The sequence below is a fragment of the Devosia oryzisoli genome (assembly GCF_014837245.1).
Lineage (GTDB): Bacteria > Pseudomonadota > Alphaproteobacteria > Rhizobiales > Devosiaceae > Devosia > Devosia oryzisoli.
Window position 1 is genome coordinate 992,669 of the sequence record NZ_JACYFU010000001.1, and the last position, 18,263, is coordinate 1,010,931.

The 18,263-nt window shown below is 64.6% G+C and carries 18 protein-coding genes and 1 tRNA gene; 6 read left to right on the forward strand and 13 right to left on the reverse strand.

Features of this window, described 5'->3' with window-relative positions:
- The first annotated feature begins 96 nt into the window (after positions 1–96).
- The gene (gene recG, locus IC608_RS04990; RefSeq protein WP_191773181.1) at positions 97–2,205 is read left to right on the forward strand and encodes an ATP-dependent DNA helicase RecG; all 2,109 of its coding nucleotides are present in this window, start codon (positions 97–99) and stop codon (positions 2,203–2,205) included.
- 18 nt (positions 2,206–2,223) lie between these two features.
- Here recG and glmS read toward each other — a convergent pair whose 3' ends face one another.
- Positions 2,224–4,050 (reverse strand): glutamine--fructose-6-phosphate transaminase (isomerizing), encoded by a 1,827-nt coding sequence (glmS, locus tag IC608_RS04995; RefSeq protein ID WP_191773183.1) that lies wholly within the window; start codon positions 4,048–4,050, stop codon positions 2,224–2,226.
- A 1-nt stretch (position 4,051) separates the two neighbouring features.
- Positions 4,052–5,404 (reverse strand): bifunctional UDP-N-acetylglucosamine diphosphorylase/glucosamine-1-phosphate N-acetyltransferase GlmU, encoded by a 1,353-nt coding sequence (glmU, locus tag IC608_RS05000; protein ID WP_191773186.1) that lies wholly within the window; start codon positions 5,402–5,404, stop codon positions 4,052–4,054.
- Positions 5,405–5,536: 132 nt separating this feature from the next.
- On the opposite strand from glmU, the gene IC608_RS05005 reads away from it, so the two are divergent.
- The 4 genes from IC608_RS05005 to IC608_RS05020 all read left to right on the forward strand — a co-directional run bounded on the left by IC608_RS05005 (position 5,537) and on the right by IC608_RS05020 (position 7,241).
- The gene (locus IC608_RS05005; protein ID WP_191773189.1) at positions 5,537–6,331 is read left to right on the forward strand and encodes an SPOR domain-containing protein; all 795 of its coding nucleotides are present in this window, start codon (positions 5,537–5,539) and stop codon (positions 6,329–6,331) included.
- Between the two features lie 55 nt (positions 6,332–6,386).
- Positions 6,387–6,461: transfer RNA gene (locus IC608_RS05010), tRNA-Lys, on the forward strand.
- A gap of 36 nt (positions 6,462–6,497) precedes the next feature.
- Entirely contained in the window at positions 6,498–6,659 is a 162-nt protein-coding gene (locus tag IC608_RS05015) for a hypothetical protein (protein WP_191773191.1), read from the forward strand.
- Positions 6,660–6,713: 54 nt separating this feature from the next.
- The gene (locus IC608_RS05020) at positions 6,714–7,241 is read left to right on the forward strand and encodes a hypothetical protein (protein WP_191773194.1); all 528 of its coding nucleotides are present in this window, start codon (positions 6,714–6,716) and stop codon (positions 7,239–7,241) included.
- A gap of 1 nt (position 7,242) precedes the next feature.
- Here the strand turns inward: IC608_RS05020 and map are convergent, their stop codons facing one another.
- From map to coaD, 9 genes are all read right to left on the reverse strand, one after another.
- On the reverse strand, positions 7,243–7,998 hold the full coding sequence (gene map / locus IC608_RS05025; protein WP_191773197.1) for a type I methionyl aminopeptidase: 756 nt from the start codon (positions 7,996–7,998) through the stop codon (positions 7,243–7,245).
- Positions 7,982–9,643 (reverse strand): glucose-6-phosphate isomerase, encoded by a 1,662-nt coding sequence (gene pgi / locus IC608_RS05030; RefSeq protein ID WP_191773200.1) that lies wholly within the window; start codon positions 9,641–9,643, stop codon positions 7,982–7,984. The genes map and pgi overlap by 17 nt, the downstream gene beginning before the upstream one ends.
- A gap of 23 nt (positions 9,644–9,666) precedes the next feature.
- Positions 9,667–10,794: a tRNA guanosine(34) transglycosylase Tgt gene (tgt, locus tag IC608_RS05035; RefSeq protein ID WP_191773201.1), complete on the reverse strand. Its 1,128-nt coding sequence runs from the start codon at positions 10,792–10,794 to the stop codon at positions 9,667–9,669.
- Between the two features lie 44 nt (positions 10,795–10,838).
- Positions 10,839–11,465: an exopolysaccharide biosynthesis protein gene (locus IC608_RS05040; protein WP_191773202.1), complete on the reverse strand. Its 627-nt coding sequence runs from the start codon at positions 11,463–11,465 to the stop codon at positions 10,839–10,841.
- Positions 11,462–12,541: a tRNA preQ1(34) S-adenosylmethionine ribosyltransferase-isomerase QueA gene (gene queA / locus IC608_RS05045; RefSeq protein ID WP_191773203.1), complete on the reverse strand. Its 1,080-nt coding sequence runs from the start codon at positions 12,539–12,541 to the stop codon at positions 11,462–11,464. Before queA ends, IC608_RS05040 begins: the two co-directional genes overlap by 4 nt.
- A gap of 57 nt (positions 12,542–12,598) precedes the next feature.
- Positions 12,599–12,979, reverse strand: a complete 381-nt coding sequence (locus IC608_RS05050) for a hypothetical protein (protein WP_191773204.1) — start codon at positions 12,977–12,979, stop codon at positions 12,599–12,601.
- 4 nt (positions 12,980–12,983) lie between these two features.
- Positions 12,984–13,496: a peptidylprolyl isomerase gene (locus IC608_RS05055; RefSeq protein ID WP_191773205.1), complete on the reverse strand. Its 513-nt coding sequence runs from the start codon at positions 13,494–13,496 to the stop codon at positions 12,984–12,986.
- A 100-nt stretch (positions 13,497–13,596) separates the two neighbouring features.
- Positions 13,597–14,184, reverse strand: coding sequence for a peptidylprolyl isomerase (locus IC608_RS05060; protein ID WP_191773206.1), 588 nt, complete (start codon positions 14,182–14,184; stop codon positions 13,597–13,599).
- Positions 14,181–14,675: a pantetheine-phosphate adenylyltransferase gene (gene coaD, locus IC608_RS05065; RefSeq protein ID WP_191773207.1), complete on the reverse strand. Its 495-nt coding sequence runs from the start codon at positions 14,673–14,675 to the stop codon at positions 14,181–14,183. The genes IC608_RS05060 and coaD overlap by 4 nt, the downstream gene beginning before the upstream one ends.
- 128 nt (positions 14,676–14,803) lie before the next feature.
- On the opposite strand from coaD, the gene IC608_RS05070 reads away from it, so the two are divergent.
- Positions 14,804–15,061 (forward strand): DUF2171 domain-containing protein, encoded by a 258-nt coding sequence (locus tag IC608_RS05070; protein ID WP_191773208.1) that lies wholly within the window; start codon positions 14,804–14,806, stop codon positions 15,059–15,061.
- A 53-nt stretch (positions 15,062–15,114) separates the two neighbouring features.
- On the opposite strand, the gene gyrA is transcribed toward IC608_RS05070, so the two are convergent.
- Together gyrA and IC608_RS05080 are read right to left on the reverse strand one after the other, a co-directional pair.
- The gene (gene gyrA / locus IC608_RS05075; RefSeq protein ID WP_345890832.1) at positions 15,115–17,946 is read right to left on the reverse strand and encodes a DNA gyrase subunit A; all 2,832 of its coding nucleotides are present in this window, start codon (positions 17,944–17,946) and stop codon (positions 15,115–15,117) included.
- Positions 17,930–18,217 (reverse strand): hypothetical protein, encoded by a 288-nt coding sequence (locus IC608_RS05080; protein ID WP_191773209.1) that lies wholly within the window; start codon positions 18,215–18,217, stop codon positions 17,930–17,932. The genes gyrA and IC608_RS05080 overlap by 17 nt, the downstream gene beginning before the upstream one ends.
- Positions 18,218–18,263 lie beyond the last annotated feature (46 nt).

Consider the following 18,263-nt stretch of genomic DNA (forward strand, 5'->3'; position numbering starts at 1 on the left):
AGGGTCAGCGACACCCACAATTTTATCTTCCACACCCTTGGACGATTGTCCGATATCAAGTCGCGCCGATAATCTAACGGCTCGAAAGGAAAATTTGTGCCGCGGTCCGACGCGCTTTCCCCATTGTTCCGGTCGATCCACTCCCTCAAGGGCGTGGGCGACAAGCTGGCTGCCCTGCTCAACCGCTACTTCGGGGCGCCGCAGGGGCAGGAAGCGGTGGTGCTCGATCTGCTCATGCACATGCCCTCCGGCATCGTCGACCGGCGCCGTCAGGTCGGCATAGCCGAGGCGTACCTGAACCAGACGGTCACGCTGCGCCTCCACATCGACCGGCACCAGCCTCCACCACGCGGCAAGCCCCACATTCCGCATCGCGTCTTTGCGCATGACGAGACCGGAGAGATCCAGCTCGTTTATTTCCGGGCGCAGGGCGGTTGGGTGGAAAAGGCCTTGCCCGTCGGCGAAGAGCGCTATGTATCGGGCCAGATCGCCTTCTTTAACGGCGAAAAACAGATCACGCATCCAGACTATGTGGTGGAGCCCGCGGACTTCACCACCCTCCCGCTCGTCGAGCCGCTCTACCCGCTCACGCAGGGGCTGTCCTCGAAAGCCCTTTCGAAACTGGTGCGGCAGGCGGTCGACGCGATCCCTGCCCTCCCCGAATGGATCGAGCGGGACACCCTTGCCCTGCGCAAGTGGCCGACCTTTCCCGATGCCCTCAAGGCCGTCCATACCCCGCGAACCCCCGAGGAGGGTGAACTCTTGGCGCCTGCCCGCCAGCGGCTCGCCTATGACGAGTATCTCGCCGGGCAGATCACGCTTCAGCTTCTTCGCTCGACCATGGTTTCCGCCAGAGGCCGATCGCGCAGCTTCACCGGAGAAATCACAAACCAGGTTCGCAGTGCCCTCCCCTTTGCGCTGACCGGGGGACAGGAGCAGGCCATTGCCGAAATCCGCGCCGACCTCGCCGCGCCCGACCGCATGTCGCGGCTGCTGCAGGGCGATGTGGGGTCGGGAAAGACCGTGGTGGCTCTGATGGCCATGGCCGCCATGGCCGAGAGTGGCGCCCAGTCCACTCTGATGGCGCCCACCGAACTCCTTGCGGCGCAGCACTACCGCACGCTCAAGCCCCTCTGCGAAGCCGCGGGCCTCGGCTGTTCCCTTCTGACGGGGAAAATGCCTGCGGCCGAACGCAAGGCCATTCTGGCCGGCCTCGCAAACGGCAGCATCGCGATTGCCGTCGGCACGCACGCCCTCTTTCAATCGGGCGTCGAATTCAACGACCTCGGTCTTACCGTCGTGGACGAGCAGCACCGTTTCGGCGTCCACCAGCGCCTGGCGCTCTCGGACAAAGGCAAGCACACCGACCTTTTGGTGATGACGGCGACCCCGATTCCCCGCACCCTCGTCCTTACCCATTTCGGGGATATGGCGGTCAGCGTGCTGCGCGAAAAGCCGCGCGGCCGACAGCCGATCGATACCGCCGTCACCTCCATTGCCGAGTACGATCGCGTTGTTTCCCGGTTGCAGACGCGCCTGGCCGAGGGGGCGCAGGCCTACTGGGTCTGTCCCCTCGTGGAGGAGAGCGAGACGCTGGAAGTCATGTCCGCAGAGGACCGGTTCGCCGAACTGGCAAAAATCTTCGGCACTCAGGTCGCACTGGTGCACGGCCGCATGTCGGCCGCGGCCAAGCAGGACGTGATGCAGCGCTTTGCCGCCAACGAGATCAAGCTGCTGGTCGCAACGACCGTCATCGAAGTGGGCGTCGATGTCCCCAATGCCAGCATCATGATCATCGAACACGCGGAGCGCTTCGGGTTGGCCCAGCTGCATCAGTTGCGCGGCCGCGTCGGACGCGGCTCGCAGCGTTCGGCGTGCCTGTTGCTCTACAAGGATCCGCTCAGCGAAACGGCCAGGGCGCGTCTCGACACCATCAAGTCCACCGAGGACGGCTTCGTCATTGCGGAGCGGGATCTGGAATTGCGCGGTCAGGGCGACCTGCTCGGGACTCGCCAATCAGGCATGCCCGGCTATCGTCTGGCCGTACCGGACGTGCACCGGCACCTGCTCGACTTTGCCCACGACGACGCCAAGGCCCTCCTCAAGCGCAATCCGGGCCTCACCGGAAGCGAGGGCGAAGCGGCGCGGACGCTGCTCTATCTGTTCAGGAAGGACCTCGCCATCCCGCTCATTCGGGCCGGTTGAGGTCGCCCGCTTCCGGCCCTACTCCACCGTCACCGACTTCGCCAAATTGCGCGGCTGATCCACGTCCGTGCCCATGAAGACGGCGGTGTGGTACGCAATCAACTGCACAGGGATGGTCGCCAGGATCGGCGCCACGAAGCTGTGGACGTGCGGAATTTCGATGATGTCGGCCACGCCATGCCCCACGGTGCGCGCGCCCTCGGCGTCGGTCACAAGAATGATCTTGCCGCCACGCGCCGCCACTTCCTGCATGTTGGAGAGCGTCTTGTCGACCAGCTCGTCCGAGGGCGCCACGACGATGACCGGCATGGCCTCGTCGACAAGCGCAATCGGCCCATGCTTGAGCTCACCTGCCGCATAACCTTCTGCGTGTATGTAGCTGATTTCTTTTAGCTTCAATGCCCCCTCCATCGCCACAGGGAACATCGGTCCACGGCCGAGATAGAGCACATCCTTGGCCTTCGAGAGGCGCTTGGAAATGTCCCGGATCTGGTCTTCGGCCGCCAGTGCTTCGGACACGGCCGAAGGCAGGGCGGTGAGCGCCCGAACCAGCTCCGCCTCCGTTGCCTCGTCGATCGAGCCCCGGGCGCGGCCGGCGGCGATCGCCAGGCTCGCCAGCGCGGTCAGTTGCGCCGTCAGCGCCTTGGTCGAGGCGACGCCGATTTCGGGGCCGCACAGGATCGGGAAGACCACCCCGGATTCGCGGGCAATCGTCGATTCCAGCGTATTGACGAGGCTCGCGACGTGCTGGCCCTGCCCCGCGCAGTAGCGCAGCGCAGCCAAGGTATCCGCCGTCTCCCCAGACTGCGAAATAAACAGCGAAAGCCCGCCCTTCTGCATCGGTGGCTCGCGATAGCGGAACTCCGAGGCCACATCGAGATCGACCGGAAGGCGCGCGTAGCGCTCGAACCAGTACTTTGCCACGGCGCCGGCATAAAAGGCCGTGCCGCAGGCGCTCATGGTCAGCCGCGTGAGGTCGGCGAAATTGAACGGCAGCGTTTCGCGGATGGCGACCTTTTCCGCTCCCATGTCCACATAGTGGCTGAGCGTGTGCGAAATGGTCTCCGGCTGCTCGTAGATTTCCTTGGCCATGAAATGGCGGTGGTTGCCCTTGTCAACCAGCAGCGCCGACGCCTGCGACAGCATCTGCTCACGCTCGACCAGCACGTCCCGACCGTCGCGGATCGTGACACCGCGCGGCGTGACGACGGCCCAGTCGCCGTCCTCCAGATACGTCAGGCGCGCCGTGAACGGCGCCAACGCCATCGCGTCGGACCCCAGATACATCTCCGTCGTTCCGAAACCGACCGCTAGAGGCGCGCCGTGCCGGGCGGCGATCAGCAGGCCTTCATGGCCCTTGAACATGAAGGCGAGCGCAAACGCGCCCTTGAGCCGCTTGAGCGTGCGCGCCACGGCCTGCTCAGGGTCCGCGCCCCGGTCGACTTCCCGCGTCGCCCACAGCGCAACGGACTCGGTATCGGTCTGGGAAACCGGCACGTATCCGTCCCGCGCCAGGTCGGCCAGCAGCTCACGGAAATTCTCGATAATGCCGTTGTGGACGACGGCCACTTTGTCGGTAGCGTGCGGGTGGGCGTTCTGCTCCGTTGGAGCGCCGTGCGTGGCCCAGCGGGTGTGGCCGATGCCGATATGGCCCTCCAGCGGCTCGAACGAGAGCTTCTGCGCCAGATTGTTCAGCTTGCCCTCGGCCCGTCGCCGCGCAATGTCGCCGCTTTCCAGCGTCGCCACGCCCGCGCTGTCGTAGCCGCGGTACTCTAGGCGCTTCAGCGCATCCACCAGACGGCCCGCCACTGGCGCGTCACCGACAATTCCAACGATGCCGCACATGCTATTTCCCCTTGGAGGCTTTCTTGGCGAGGGCCTTCTCGCGCAATTTCGGCGCGTAGCCCGGCTTGGTTTCCTGACGGGCGCGGCCAAACGCCAAAGCGTCGGCCGGCACATCGTCGGTGATGACGCTTCCCGAGGCGGTATAGGCGCCATCGCCGACGGTGACGGGCGCCACCAGCGACGCATTGGAGCCGATGAACACCCGGTCGCCGATCACCGTCTTGTCCTTGTTCACGCCGTCATAATTGCAGGTGATAGTGCCGGCGCCGATATTGGTGTTGCTGCCGATTTCGGCATCACCCAGATAGCTCAGATGCCCCGCCTTGGTGCCGCTGCCGATCCTGGAGTTCTTCACTTCGACGAAGTTGCCCAGATGGACGCCCGGCCCAAGGTCCGCGCCCCCGCGGACACGGGCAAACGGCCCGATGCTGGCCCCTTCGCCTATGGACACCTCTTCCAGGTCGCAGAAGGCGCGGATTTCGACATTGTCCCCGATTTTCACGCCGGGCCCGAACACCACGTTGGGGTAGATCGTCACGTCGCGGCCGATCTCGGTGTCCCACGAAAACCAGACGCTCTTGGGGTCGCGCAGGGTGACGCCGGCCTTCATCGCGTCCTCGCGCCGCACCTCCTGGAACAGCGCTTCCGCCCGTGCCAGCTGGCTGCGGTCGTTGACACCCATCACGTCAACCTCCGGAGCGACGCCATAACCCACCTTCTTGCCGGCGGCGTTGGCGAGGCCGACCAGGTCCGTCAAATAATACTCGCCCTGGGCGTTGTTGGTGTCGATCTTGTCGATGAGATCGCGAAACACCTCGGCGCGGAAAGCGAGGATGCAGGCGTTGCAGAGGCCGATCTCGCGCTCCTCTTCCGTCGCATCCTTGTGCTCGCGGATGGCCAGCAGCCGTTCGCCATCGGTAATGAAGCGGCCATACCCGGTCGGGTCCGCCGGCTCGAACCCCAGCACCGCAACATCCAGTCCGGCATCGAGCCGATCGAGCACTGCCCGGAAATTGCTGCCGCGCAGCAGGGGATGATCGCCGTAAACGACGGCCACATATCCATTGGCCGAGGCGAAAAGGTCCCGCGCCATCGAAGCGGCATGCCCCGTTCCACGCGCCTCCGACTGCTCGAAATGCACGATCTGCGGATCGATGGCGGAGAGCCGATCCCTGATCGCCTGATGCCTGGGGCCCGTTACGAGAGCGATCCTGGAGGAGCCGGCTTGCCGCGCAGCGCGCGCAACATGGGCGACGATCGGCAGCCCGCCAACCGGGTGCAGCACCTTGGGCATCGCCGACTTCATGCGGGTCCCCTCGCCTGCTGCCAGGATGATCGAAAGCAGCTCCGTCATATGATCTCCACCCGCCAGCCGAAGCGCAGCTTTTCACAACAATATTGCAGCCAAGAGTTGGCGAAGCGATAACAAAGGCCGCACTCTGGTGTCCAGCGGGACGCCGATTCGCGGGCCGCGGGGGACGTCGGCTTGGCTAAAGCATCGGAACAATTCCGGCAATCGGATGTCACCCTCTGGGGCATTGTCGCGCTTGTCTGCGGCGCGCTGGCCGTCTTCGGCGCCAATGTCTCGGCCCTCCTGCCCCAGCGGATCGTTGCGGCGCTGCACCAGCCGCGACTTTCAGGACCAACCCTTGAGGCGCTGCGCCTGCAGGTGGCCGACCTGCGCGACGAGTCGCGCAAGCTGCGCAACGACAACGACCAGTTGCTGTCTCGCTTTTCCATCGGCGAACAGGCGGCAACCGAAACGCGGCGCCGGGTCGGCGCCCTCGAGGTGACCGTCCCCAAGCTGGTCGAGGCGCTGCCAGACGATGCCGCCATCGATCGGAGCAGTCTCACCGCCTCGATCGGTACGACCGAAAGCGGCGACCGCTTCGATGCGGAAGGCGGCAGCGTCGTCGTCAGGCGCACGCCCATGCCCGGCACCACCCCCAGCCAGCCCCTGCCCGCTCCCGTGGATGGCATTGGTGATCCCGCATCCGGCTTCGGCGTCGCTCTGGGCGAGGCAGTGGGCACGGAGGACGCTGCCGATTATTGGGACGAGCTGACAGCCAAGTTCGGCCCTCTCCTCATCGGCATGGCGCCGCGGCTGGGCGATGCGTCCGACGGCTCGGGCACGCATCTCATCGCCGGGCCCATTGGCGATGCAGAGGAGGCGCAGGCGCTGTGCGACCGGCTCGCAAAAGTGTCCATCGCCTGCCAGCCCATGCCCTACCAGGGCACCGAGCTCCCGAGCGCCGGCGTGGAGAGCGGCGAAGGCGGTTGACACGCGGGGAAGTCCCGCTATTTTCCGCCGCGACGCCAAATGGCGTTCACAATGTGCGCCGGTAGCTCAGTGGTAGAGCATTCGACTTTTAATCGAATGGTCGCGGGTTCGACCCCCGCCCGGCGTACCACTCCCTTCATGGCCGTCGCCCGGCGTTGAAATCATCATGCAGCCGCCCAGCGACGATCCTGATCCCTATGCCGAATTGGACAACCGTGCCGATGCCGGTGAGCTCTCGGAAGAGTTCCGGCGTCCTGTCCGCATCCGCTTTGGCCGCCGCCGCGATTTGCCCATGACCAGAACCTCGTTGCGCAATCGGCAGCTTTGAGAATCGGCTTCGCGCCGTAATAGTCGCGCCAGCGATGCCACCAGGAGAAGCCCCTTGTCCCAGGACACCATGGACCTGCTTAAGGTGCTCGTTGCCGTGCTGATCATCTTCGCGATCAGCACCCTGGCAATGCTTTACGGCATCCTGTTGCTGGCCGAGTATGGTGGAAACCTCCCCATGATCGGCTCCTTGCCGCTCTCCGCTCCGCCGGAAATGGTGCCGCTGCTGGCCAATAGCGGGCTCTTCACCACCCTGGCCGCCACGCATGTCACGGCATCGGGGATCGCGCTGCTCCTCACCAGCACGACCTTGGACATGGCCTTGCTGATCGCCGCCAAGGCCGTCGCCGTGGTGATCACTGCCCTGCTCGGCTTTGCCGGCGGCCACATGATCTACCTCCAATTGACGGAAAAGGTACCGATTGCGCTCAGCCCACTGGCGCCGGCGATCATCGCGCTCGTTGCCTACCTCGTGCTGTCGAGCATGCTGAGCGTCCCGGCGCTGCGCCGCTTCGGCAACCTCCGGTTCGTGATCGGCCTTGGCCTCATCGTCCTCGGGCCGGTGCTGCTGGTCTGGCTCTAGACTAGGCGGCCAGCGTCACCACCAGCGCGCCGCGCGGCGTGGCGACGACGGTGTGCTCATACTGCACGCAAGGCGCCAGCGGCTCGGCGGTCAGCGTCCACTCGTCGTCATCCGACTTCTGCTCGGCCATCTGGCCGCCCATCGACAGGAACGGCTCGATGGTGAAGACCAGCCCATTACCGATGCGCCGGCGTTCCGAGCGGTCGGGCCAGGTGGGAATTTCGCCCGGCTCATCGTGCAGGCTGTCACCCACGCCGTGGCTGGCGAGGTTGCGGATCAGGGTATAGCCGCCCTTCTTGGCCACCTTGCCGATGGCGGTCCCGATATCGGCCAGCGGCGCCCCCGCTTTCACGGCCCGGATGCCTGCCCACATCGCCTTCTTGCCGTCACGACACAGCGTTTCAAGCCGCGGGTCGCCCTTGCCCAGCACATAGGACGCGCCGCAATCGGCAAAAACACCATCCAATTCCGCCGAGACGTCGATGTTGACGAGATCACCCTCGTGCAGCACGCGATCCCCAGGAATTCCGTGCGCGATCTCCTCGTTGACCGAGATACAGGTCACCCCCGGAAAATCGTAGGTGAGAATCGGGGCGGAGCGGGCGCCATGCTCGGCCAGAATCTTTCCGCCGATCTCATCAAGCTCGAGCGTCGTCATGCCCGGCCGCATGGCCGCGGCCATGGCCTCGCGGGCGATGGCGCAGACGCGCCCGATGGCCTTGAGCCGCTCGAGCTGCTCGTCAGTGGTGATCGTCATGCGTCTCGGCCTTGTTGGCGCGGTAGTATTTGAGCAGTCCCTGCGTCGAGCTGTCGTGCCCTTCTCCACTCGCCTTGCCCTGCACCTTGGGCAGTAGCGCCTTGGCCAGTTGCTTGCCCAGTTCCACACCCCACTGATCGAACGAGTTGATGTTCCAGATGGTGCCCTGCACGAACACCTTGTGCTCGTAGAGCGCCACCAGAGAGCCGAGCACTTCGGGTGTCAGCTGCGGATAGAATAGCGTGTTGGACGGACGGTTGCCCGGGAACACCTTGTGCGGCGTCAGCTCCTTGATCTCGGCCTTCGACAGGCCCTGCGCCTTGAGTTCCTCGACCACCTCTTCTTCGGTCTTGCCCAGCATCAGCGCTTCGGACTGAGCCAGAACATTGGCCACCAGCTTGTCGTGATGCGGCGGCAGGTGTTCGTGCGGCTGGGCGGCGATCAGGAAGTCGCAGGGAATGACGTCGGTCCCCTGGTGGATCAACTGGTAGAACGCGTGCTGGCCGTTGGTGCCGGGTTCGCCCCAGACGATGGGGCCGGTGGACCACCCGACGGCCTTGCCGTTGAGCGTCACCGATTTGCCGTTCGATTCCATGTCCTGCTGCTGCAGATAGGCCGGAAAGCGGCTCAGGCGCTGGTCATAGGGCAGCACCGCATGGGTCGAAAAGCCCCAGGCGTTGCGATACCAGACGCCGATGACGCCCATCAGCACCGGCAGGTTCTTTTCCAGCGGCGTCTCGAGGAAGTGCCGATCCATGGCGTCGGCGCCAGCCAGGAACTTGGCGAAGTTGTCGTAGCCGACGGCCATCGCCACCGGCAGCCCGATGGCCGACCAGACAGAGTAGCGCCCGCCGACCCAGTCCCAGAACCCGAAAATGCGATCCTGCCGGATGCCGAACTTGGCGCAGGCCTCGAGATTGGTCGAGACGGCGGCGAAGTGGTTGGGCACGGCCTCCTCGCCCAGCGTATCGGCGATCCATTCGCGGGCCGAGTGCGCGTTGGTCATCGTCTCGTCGGTCGTAAACGTCTTGGAGGCAACGATGAACAGGGTCTTTTTCGGATCGAGTCCCTTGAGCGTGTCGTGGATATGCGCCCCATCGACGTTGGACACATAATGCGCGCGCAGGTCGGGCCGCGTATAGGGCGCCAACGCTAGCGTCACCATGGCCGGCCCCAGGTCGGAGCCGCCGATGCCGATATTGACCACGTCCGTGATCTGCTCGCCGCCATGGCCGCGGATGTCGCCTGAACGCACGGCGTCGGTATAGGCCTTGATGTCGGCGAGCACCTTGCGCACGTCCGGCATCACATCCTTGCCGTCCACCATCACGGGCCTGTCGCCCTGATAGCGCAGCGCCATGTGCATCACGGCGCGATTTTCGGTGATGTTGATATGCTCACCCTCGCACATCGCCGTGCGCCGTTCCTCGACGCCCGAGGCCCGTGCCAGGTCGAGCAGCGCCGCCATCACGTCTTCGTCGATCCGGTTCTTGGAATAATCGAGCAGGATGCCCGCCCCGGTTGCCGAAAAGCGCTGGAAACGGTTCGGATCCTCGGCGAACAGCAGCCGCAGCGGCCGGTCTTCCATCTTCTTTCTGAGCTTGCCCAGCGTCTCGAAGCCAGCCTTGCGCCCGGATTTAGCCATGAAACGGAACTCCTGGTAAATGGTTAGAGCGTCGGCAGGTCGCCGGCGGCCCAGGCCGCGCGGGTTTCGGCGGCAAAATCGGTCAGCCGGCCGGCCTCGATCGCCTGCCGCGTCCCCGCTGTCAGCTCTTGATAATAGTGCAGGTTGATCTGGGAAAGGACCATGGCGCCCAAAATCTCTTCCGTCCTCACCAGATGATGAAGATAGGCCCGGCTCCAGCGCCGGCAGTTGGGATTGGGCGAAGCCTCGTCGAGCGGACGAGGGTCGTCCTTGTGCCGGGCGTTCTTCAGGTTGATGACGCCAAACCGCGTATAGGCGTGGCCATGGCGCCCGGCCCGCGTCGGGTGGACGCAGTCGAACATGTCCACCCCGCGCTCGATGCCGCCCAGGATGTCGTCCGGCTTGCCCACGCCCATCAGATAGCGCGGCCGGTCTTGCGGCAGTTCCGGGGTAATCTCGGAGAGGACACGGAACATCACCTCCTGCGGTTCTCCGACCGCCAGGCCGCCGATGGAATAGCCGTCGAAGCCGATCGATTTCAGCCCGGCCGCCGAGCGCGCCCGCAGTTCGGGATCATCGCCACCCTGCACGATCCCGAACAGGGCCCGGTTCTGCTGGTTGTTGAACGCCGTCTTGGAGCGATCGGCCCAGCGCAGGGACAGCTCCATGGCCCGCTCCATCTCCTTGCGCTCGGCCGGCAAAGCGAGGCACTCGTCGAGCTGCATGATGATGTCGCTGTCGAGCAGCGTCTGGATTTCGATGGAGCGCTCCGGCGTCAGCTCATAGGCGGAGCCGTCGATGTGCGACTTGAAGGTCACGCCCTTCTCGGTGAGCTTCCTCAGCTTGGCCAGCGACATCACCTGGAAGCCGCCACTGTCGGTCAGGATCGGGCGCTGCCAGTCCATGAAATCATGCAGCCCGCCGAGCGAGGCGACCCGCTCTGCGCCCGGGCGGAGCATCAGGTGATACGTGTTGCCCAGGAGGATTTCCGCGCCGGTCTCGCGCACCTGCTCGGGGTACATGGCCTTGACGGTGCCCGCCGTGCCCACCGGCATGAAGGCGGGGGTGTTGATCTCGCCGCGCGGCGTGTCGATACGGCCACGGCGGCCCATGCCATCGGTGGCCAGAACGGAAAAGGTGACTTGCTTCATGGCGGCAGCTTCTAGCCCGTTGCGACGGTTGACGGAAGTGGGCGTCAGCCCATCGCGTTCATGGCCGCCATGCCCAGGTGCAGGGCGCCGAGGATGATAGCGGCATCCACCGCCAGTCCCAGTGCCGTCAGCACCAGGCCCACGATCACCCCCACCCCGTCGCGGTTCAGCATCGAAAAGGCGATGACGCAGAGCCCGACATTGGGGATGGCGTTGATGAACGGGATGGGCAACGCCATGACGCAACTCACGGCGATCACCAGCACGCCGTAGGGAATACTGGCCAGGGCGCTGGTCAGCCAGCGCATGCGTGGCTTGGAGAACCGCGCCAGGATCGCCGCCACCTTGACGACCTGCCGGCTGGCCTTGACCAGCACGTCGAGCGGCAGTTTGCGCTTGCCGATGATCGGCGGCAATCGAATTGGTCGCCCCATCAGCATGGCAACGGCGATCAGCATGGTCGTGAAGGCAATGGTGCCGCCATAGCCGGGCGGTCCAGGCACCATGTTGAACAGCGACACCACGAGCAGCAGCAGCCGGTGCGCCGTCGGCCCCATCATCTGAACCAGTCCCGACAGGGTCAGGTGCGACTGCTCGGTCTGCGCCGCCTGCTCCAGCTTGGCGGCGATGCGGCGCGTGTAGCGCGTGATCGGTGCGCTGGCCGCGCTCACCCGTCCGTCTCGTCCTGCGCCACCCGATAGAGCAGCGAGGAATCGCCGTAGGAATAGAACCGGTAACCGGTCTCGATCGCGTGCGCATAGGCCCGCTTCATCACGTCGAGCCCACAAAAGGCGCTGACGAGCATGAAGAGCGTCGATTTGGGCAGGTGGAAGTTGGTCATCAGCAGGTCCACGGTGCGGAAGCGGAAGCCCGGCGTAATGAAAATATCCGTATCACCGATGAAGGGCCTCAACTCCCCGGTGGCACGCGACGCCGTCTCGAGCAGCCGCATGCTGGTGGTCCCAACAGCAACGACACGCCCCCCAGCCGCTTGCCGAGCCTTGATCCGTTCCACCGTCGCCTGGTCGATTTCGCCCCACTCTGAGTGCATCACGTGGTCTTCGGTATCCTCGGCCTTCATCGGCAGGAAGGTCCCCGCCCCCACATGCAGCGTCACGCGCTCGATGGCGACCCCCATGTCGGAAATCTGCTGCAGCAGCCTTTCGGTGAAGTGCAGCCCGGCCGTCGGAGCGGCCACCGCGCCGTCTTCGGCAGCATAGACGGTCTGGTAATCGACCTTGTCGCGCTCCTCCACCCCGCGCTTGGCGCCGATATAGGGCGGCAGCGGCATGGCGCCGTGCGACTTGATCGCCTCGTCGAGCTGCGCCCCGCCCAGTTCGAACTCGAGCGTCACCTCGCCAGTCTCGCCCTTGCCGGCGACCCGTGCGCGCAGCGGTTCGGCGTCGCCATTGCCCAGTTCCAATTCGTCCAGCACATGCAGGCGCTTGGCTGGCCGTGCAAAGGCGCGCCAGGTGTTGAGGTCCACCCGCTTGTGGAGGTTGAACGACACCGTCGACCGGTTCTCGCCGCGGATGCGCGTGCCCTTGAGTTCTGCCGGCAGCACGCGGGTATCGTTGACGACCAGCACGTCGCCCGGCTTGAGCAGGCTCAGGAGGTCGGGAATGTGCCGATCCTCGAACGGCCTGCCGGGGCGCACGACGAGAAGCCGCGCGCTGTCGCGCGGCTCGGCCGGGTGCAGGGCAATGAGTTTTTCGGGAAGGTGGAAGTCGAATTCGGAGACACGCATGAGCGCTCGTTAGCATGGGTTTGCATCGGCGTGAACATGCAGCCTATCGGCCAGTCCCTACTGCTCCTCGCAGGAGACGGTCCAGGCTCCGACGCCAATGACCCGCAGAGTACCGGCCTGAGCCACGTCGTCGCCCTCCTGCGCCCTGACCAACCGCAACTCGGCGAGCTTCTCGTTGATGTCTTCGTCGAAGAAGTCGGCCTTGAGCTCTGTCTCGTCAGCATAATGCTGGCCAATGGTGAAGATCGCGCCCTCGCCGTAGGCAGGGTCGGTAACCCAAGCGTTCTCCCCCGCACGGAGCGTCGCCCCGACGATGGCAAGACCACCGGCCGTTCCGATGGTCATACCGATCCGGGCCGTGCCCTCGGCCGAGGCACAGGACAGTCCCTGCGTCGCCAAACCCGGGGTGGATATGCTGGCGGCCAGGACCGCCAGCACAAGCCTATTCCGCAATGTCGGCCGCAACCTTGACCGACACCATCTTGTCCGGATTGATCACCGGCTCGCCGCGCTTGATCTGGTCGACATTTTCCATGCCTTCGATGACCTTGCCCCAGACGGTGTACTGACGGTTGAGGAACGGCGCATCGGCAAAGCAGATGAAGAACTGCGAGTTGGCGCTGTCCGGGCTCTGCGAGCGGGCCATGGAAGCCGTCCCGCGCACGTGCGGCTCGGCGTTGAATTCCTGCTTGAGGTTCGGATAGTCCGAGCCGCCAGTACCGGTCCGCGACGGGTTGAAGTTCGACGATTCGGAGTTGCCGAACTTCACGTCGCCGGTCTGGGCCATGAAGCCGTCGATCACGCGGTGGAACACCACGCCGTCATAGGCGCCTTCCCGGGCGAGCTTCTTGATGTGCTCGACGTGGTTGGGCGCCACGTCGGGTCGCATCTCGATCACGACCTTGCCCTTGGTGGTTTCGATGACGAGCGTGTTTTCCGGATCGGCGTAAGCCATGGACGTCCTCTTTCTCTAAGATTTGTGCGGCGGGTGTAGGCGGAACGGCTAGGCGGCGCAAGGACCAGCCCCTGCGCCGCCACGTGCCGCCTATGCCCGATTACTTGTATTCAATGGTGGCCTTGACGATCTTGTCCGGGTTGGCCACAGCGCCGTTTTGCTCCTTGGGACCCTTCTCCAGAGCGTCAACATAGTCCATGCCCGAGACTACCTTGCCGAACACGGTGTACTGCCCGTCAAGGAAGGTGGAATCCGCCGTCACGATGAAGAACTGCGAATTGAACGAGTTCGGGTCCTGCGACCGGGCCGCGCCGACGGCGCCGCGCACGAAGCTCTCGGAATTGAACTCGGCCTCGACGTCCGGCATGTCCGACCCGCCCGTACCCGCCATCTGCAGGTTGAAATCCGCGGCCCCTTCCTTGCCGAACTTGACGTCGCCGGTCTGGGCCATGAAGCCGTCGATGACGCGGTGGAAGACGACGCCGTCATAGGCGCCCGCCTCGGTCAGCTCGATCACCCGCTCCACATGCTTGGGCGCAATGGAGGGCAGCAGTTCGATGTCCACCGTGCCGTCCTCCAGCGTCAGCTCGAGATGCGGCGTTCCCTCCTGCGCGAAAGCCGGCGCTGCCGCGATCAGCGTTGCGCCCAGTGCGAGGGCAGAGAAGGTGCGGCGGGAGATGAACATCATTTTGAACCCAGAGCCTTGAGGACGATTGGAGGAACGAAAGCGGAGATGTCTCCGCCCATCTCAGCGATCTGGCGCACCAATGTGGCCGAGATATGCCGCACGGGCGGGCTCGAGGGCAGGAAGACCGTCTGCAGGTCGGGCGCCATCTGCGCGTTCATCCCCACCATCTGCATCTCGTAATTGTAATCGGTGGTGTCGCGTAGCCCCCGAATGATCAACCGCGCCCCGTTCTCGCGCGCCGCGTTCACCATGAGGCCGGAAAAGTCGACAATGCGGAATTCGGTCTGCGTCCGTCGGCCGATCGCGGGCAGTACCTGCTCCAGAATGGCGATGCGGTCCTCGTGGCTGAAGAGCGGGTTCTTCTTGGTCGCGCTGATGCCCACCGCGACCACCAGCAGGTCCACCAGCTTGCAGGCACGCTCGATGACGTCCAGGTGCCCATTGGTCAAAGGATCGAACGATCCCGGATAAAAGCCCACCAACCCGCTCATCACCCCTCCCACTCTCTTATCGCGTTTCTGTCACGCGGCCGCGCCCATTGGCAAGCTCAGGCCTGAGTTCGCAGATGCACCAAATTGGGGTCTGGTGCGTTGTGCCCGAACTCAACAGGAGATTGAACATGGCTATCAAAGACCAGATCAAGGAACACGCCGAGGTCATCGGCGCCGATGGGGTCCATGTCGGTACTGTCGATCACGTCGAAGGCGATCGCATCAAGCTGACCAAGAAGGACAGCGGCGAGGGCCATCACGTGGGGCACCACCATTACATTTCGCTGGGGCTTGTGGCCGATGTGGAAGGCAACAAGGTCCGCCTCTCCGCCAATGGCGACGTGGCGGTTACCTTCGAAGAGGAAGAAGGCGGCGGTCAGGCCTGATCGCTGCGCCTGCGAGGCTTAGGTTGAAAAAGGGGCGCTAGGCGCCCCTTTCTCTATTCCTGGGCGTCACCGCCACCGTCCTCGTCACTCGCGCCATCCTGGCCACCGTCACCGGCAGGAGGCGCGTCGCCTTCGCTGGCGGGGGGCGTCACCTGTTCCCCGCTCACCTCGGCCTCGATCTCCTCGGCCTCCGGCTCGCTGATCCGCTCGACCGACACCACCTTCTCGCCTTCGGCCGTGTCGAAGACGATCACGCCCTGCGAGCTGCGGCCCACGATCCGGATGGGCTTGTCGCCACCGACCGGCAGGCGGATGGTCTGGCCGCCATTGCTGATGAGCATGATCTGGTCCTCGTCCTCCACCGGGAAGGACGCGACGAGATTGCCGTTGCGCTTGTTGACCGCCATGGCGACGATGCCTTTGCCGCCGCGACCGGTGATCCGGTATTCGTGGCTCGAGGTCCGCTTGCCATAACCGTTCTCGGAAATGGTGAGGATAAACTGCTCCAGCGCCCCCATTTCGGCGTAACGCTCCTGTGGGAGGGGCAGATCGCCATCCACCACTTCGGCCTCATCGGTGGCGCCATCGTCGGCTTCGCCGCGCATGGCCCGGCTCATCTTGAGATAGGCGGCACGCTCTTCAGCCGTGGCGTCGGAATGGTTGATCACCGCCATCGAGATGACCGTGTCGTCCTTGGCAAGCTGGATACCGCGCACGCCCATAGAGTCGCGGCCCTTGAACAGGCGAACGTCATCGGCGCGGAAACGGATCGCCTGCCCCAGCGCCGTCGTCAGCAGCACGTCATTGTTGACCGTGCAGGTATCCACCCCGACGATGGCGTCGCCCTCATCGAGCTTCATGGCGATCTTGCCGTTCTGGCGCACCTCGACGAAATCGGCCAGCGAATTGCGCCGCACCGTGCCGCGTGTCGTCGCGAACATGATGTCGAGATTGCCCCAGGAGGTTTCGTCCTCCGGCAGCGGCATGATGGAGGTGATGCGCTCACCCTGCTCGAGCGGCAGGATGTTGATCAGCGCCTTGCCACGAGCGTTGGCCGCCGCGAGCGGCAGTCGCCACACCTTGAGCTTGTAGGCGATGCCGCGGCTGGTGAAGAACAGCACCGGCGTATGCGTGTTGGCCACGAAGAGCCGCGCGACGAAATCCTCTTCGCGCGTCGTCATCCCCGAGCGGCCCTTGCCGCCGCGATTCTGCGCCCGGTAGGTCGAAAGCGGCACGCGCTTGATGTAGCCGGCGTGGCTCACGGTCACGACCATGTCCTCGCGGGCAATCAGGTCCTCGTCGTCAAAATCGCCGACCGAGTCGGAGATTTCGGTCTGACGCGGACGGCCGAATTGCTCGCGAATGGCTTCGAGTTCTTCGCGGATGATCGTGCGGACCCGTTCGCGCGAGCGCAGAATGTCGAGATAGTCCTCGATCTCGCTGCCCAAACCGTTGAGTTCGTCGCCGATCTCGTCGCGACCGAGAGCCGTCAGGCGCGCCAGGCGCAGCTCGAGAATGGCGCGCGCCTGTTCCTCGGACAGGTTGAACGTGCCGTCGTCGTTAATGCGGTGGCGCGGATCGTCGATGAGCCTGATGAGCGGCGCCACGTCGGCGGCCGGCCAGCGGCGCGTCATGAGCTGTTCGCGCGCCGTTGCCGGATCGGGCGCGGTGCGGATCAGCGCGATGACCTCGTCGATGTTGGCCACGGCCACGGCGAGACCCACCAGGATATGGGCGCGGTCACGCGCCTTGTTGAGCAGGAACCGGGCGCGCCGCGTCACCACCTCCTCGCGGAAGGCGAGGAATGCGGACAGGATCTGCTTGAGGTTCATCAGCTCCGGCTTGCCGCCGTTGAGCGCGACGAAATTGCAGCCGAACGAGCTTTGCAGCGGCGTGAAGCGGTAGAGCTGGTTGAGCACCACATCGGGCAGTGCGTCGCGCTTGACCTCAACGACGACCCGCATGCCCTCGCGGCTGGATTCGTCGCGCAGGTCGGCGATGCCTTCGATCCGCTTGTCGCGCACCAGTTCGGCAATCTTTTCCACCATCGAGGCCTTGTTCACCTGATAGGGGATCTCGGTGATGACGATAGCCTCGCGCTCCTTGCGCACCTCCTCGATGGAGGAGCGCCCGCGCACCACGACAGACCCCCTGCCTGTCTCATAGGCCTGGCGAATGCCGGCACGGCCGAGGATGATGCCGCCGGTCGGGAAATCGGGGCCCGGCAGGACCTCCATCAGCTCTTCGGTGGTCGCATCGGGATTGTCGAGCAACAGCAGGCAGGCGCCGATGGTTTCGCTCAGATTGTGCGTCGGCACGTTGGTGGCCATGCCCACCGCGATGCCGCCGCCGCCATTGACCAGCATGTTGGGGAAGCGTGCCGGCAACACCGTCGGCTCCTTCTCGGAGCCGTCATAGTTCTCGCGGAAATCGACCGTGTCCTTGTCGAGATCATCGAGCAGGGAGTTGGTAATCCGCTGCATGCGCACTTCGGTGTATCGCATGGCCGCAGGCATATCGCCGTCGACAGAGCCAAAATTCCCCTGCCCTTCCACCAGCATCTCGCCCATCGAGAAGGTCTGCGCCATGCGCACCAGCGCCATGTAGACCGCGCTGTCGCCGTGCGGGTGATACTTACCGATCACGTCGCCGACCACGCGGGCCGACTTGCGGAACGGCTTGTTGTACTCGTAGCCATTCTCGCTCATCGAGAACAGGATGCGGCGGTGCACCGGCTTGAGGCCGTCCCGTACGTCCGGGAGCGCACGGCTGACGATCACGCTCATGGCGTAATCGAGATAGCTCTTGCGCATCTCGTCGGTGATGTAGATCGGGGCGATGTCGGAGCGCGGGCTGTCGCCGCTCACGTCAGGCGTATCTGTCACGGGGTGATTCTACGTTGGTTTTCTTGTCCATTATATAGGCGATTCCGAGCGCAATTACCAATTTCACCCCGCTCCCCCTGTGGAGATCAAGCTTGCGCGTCGCGCAGGCGATCAGCGGACCGGCGAGCGCCTCTTCGGCAGCATCGGACTGCAGCCCCGCAAATACCGTCAGCCCTGTCTGCCGCTGTAGTTGTTCGAGTTGACTTCGCGCGAGGCGAGGCGCAGAGAGCATCTCGGCGCCCGCGCCAATTTCCCATGCGAGAAAGATCATGAACCCCGACAGTCGAAGTTGCTTCGACCCAAGACCGGCCGGCTGA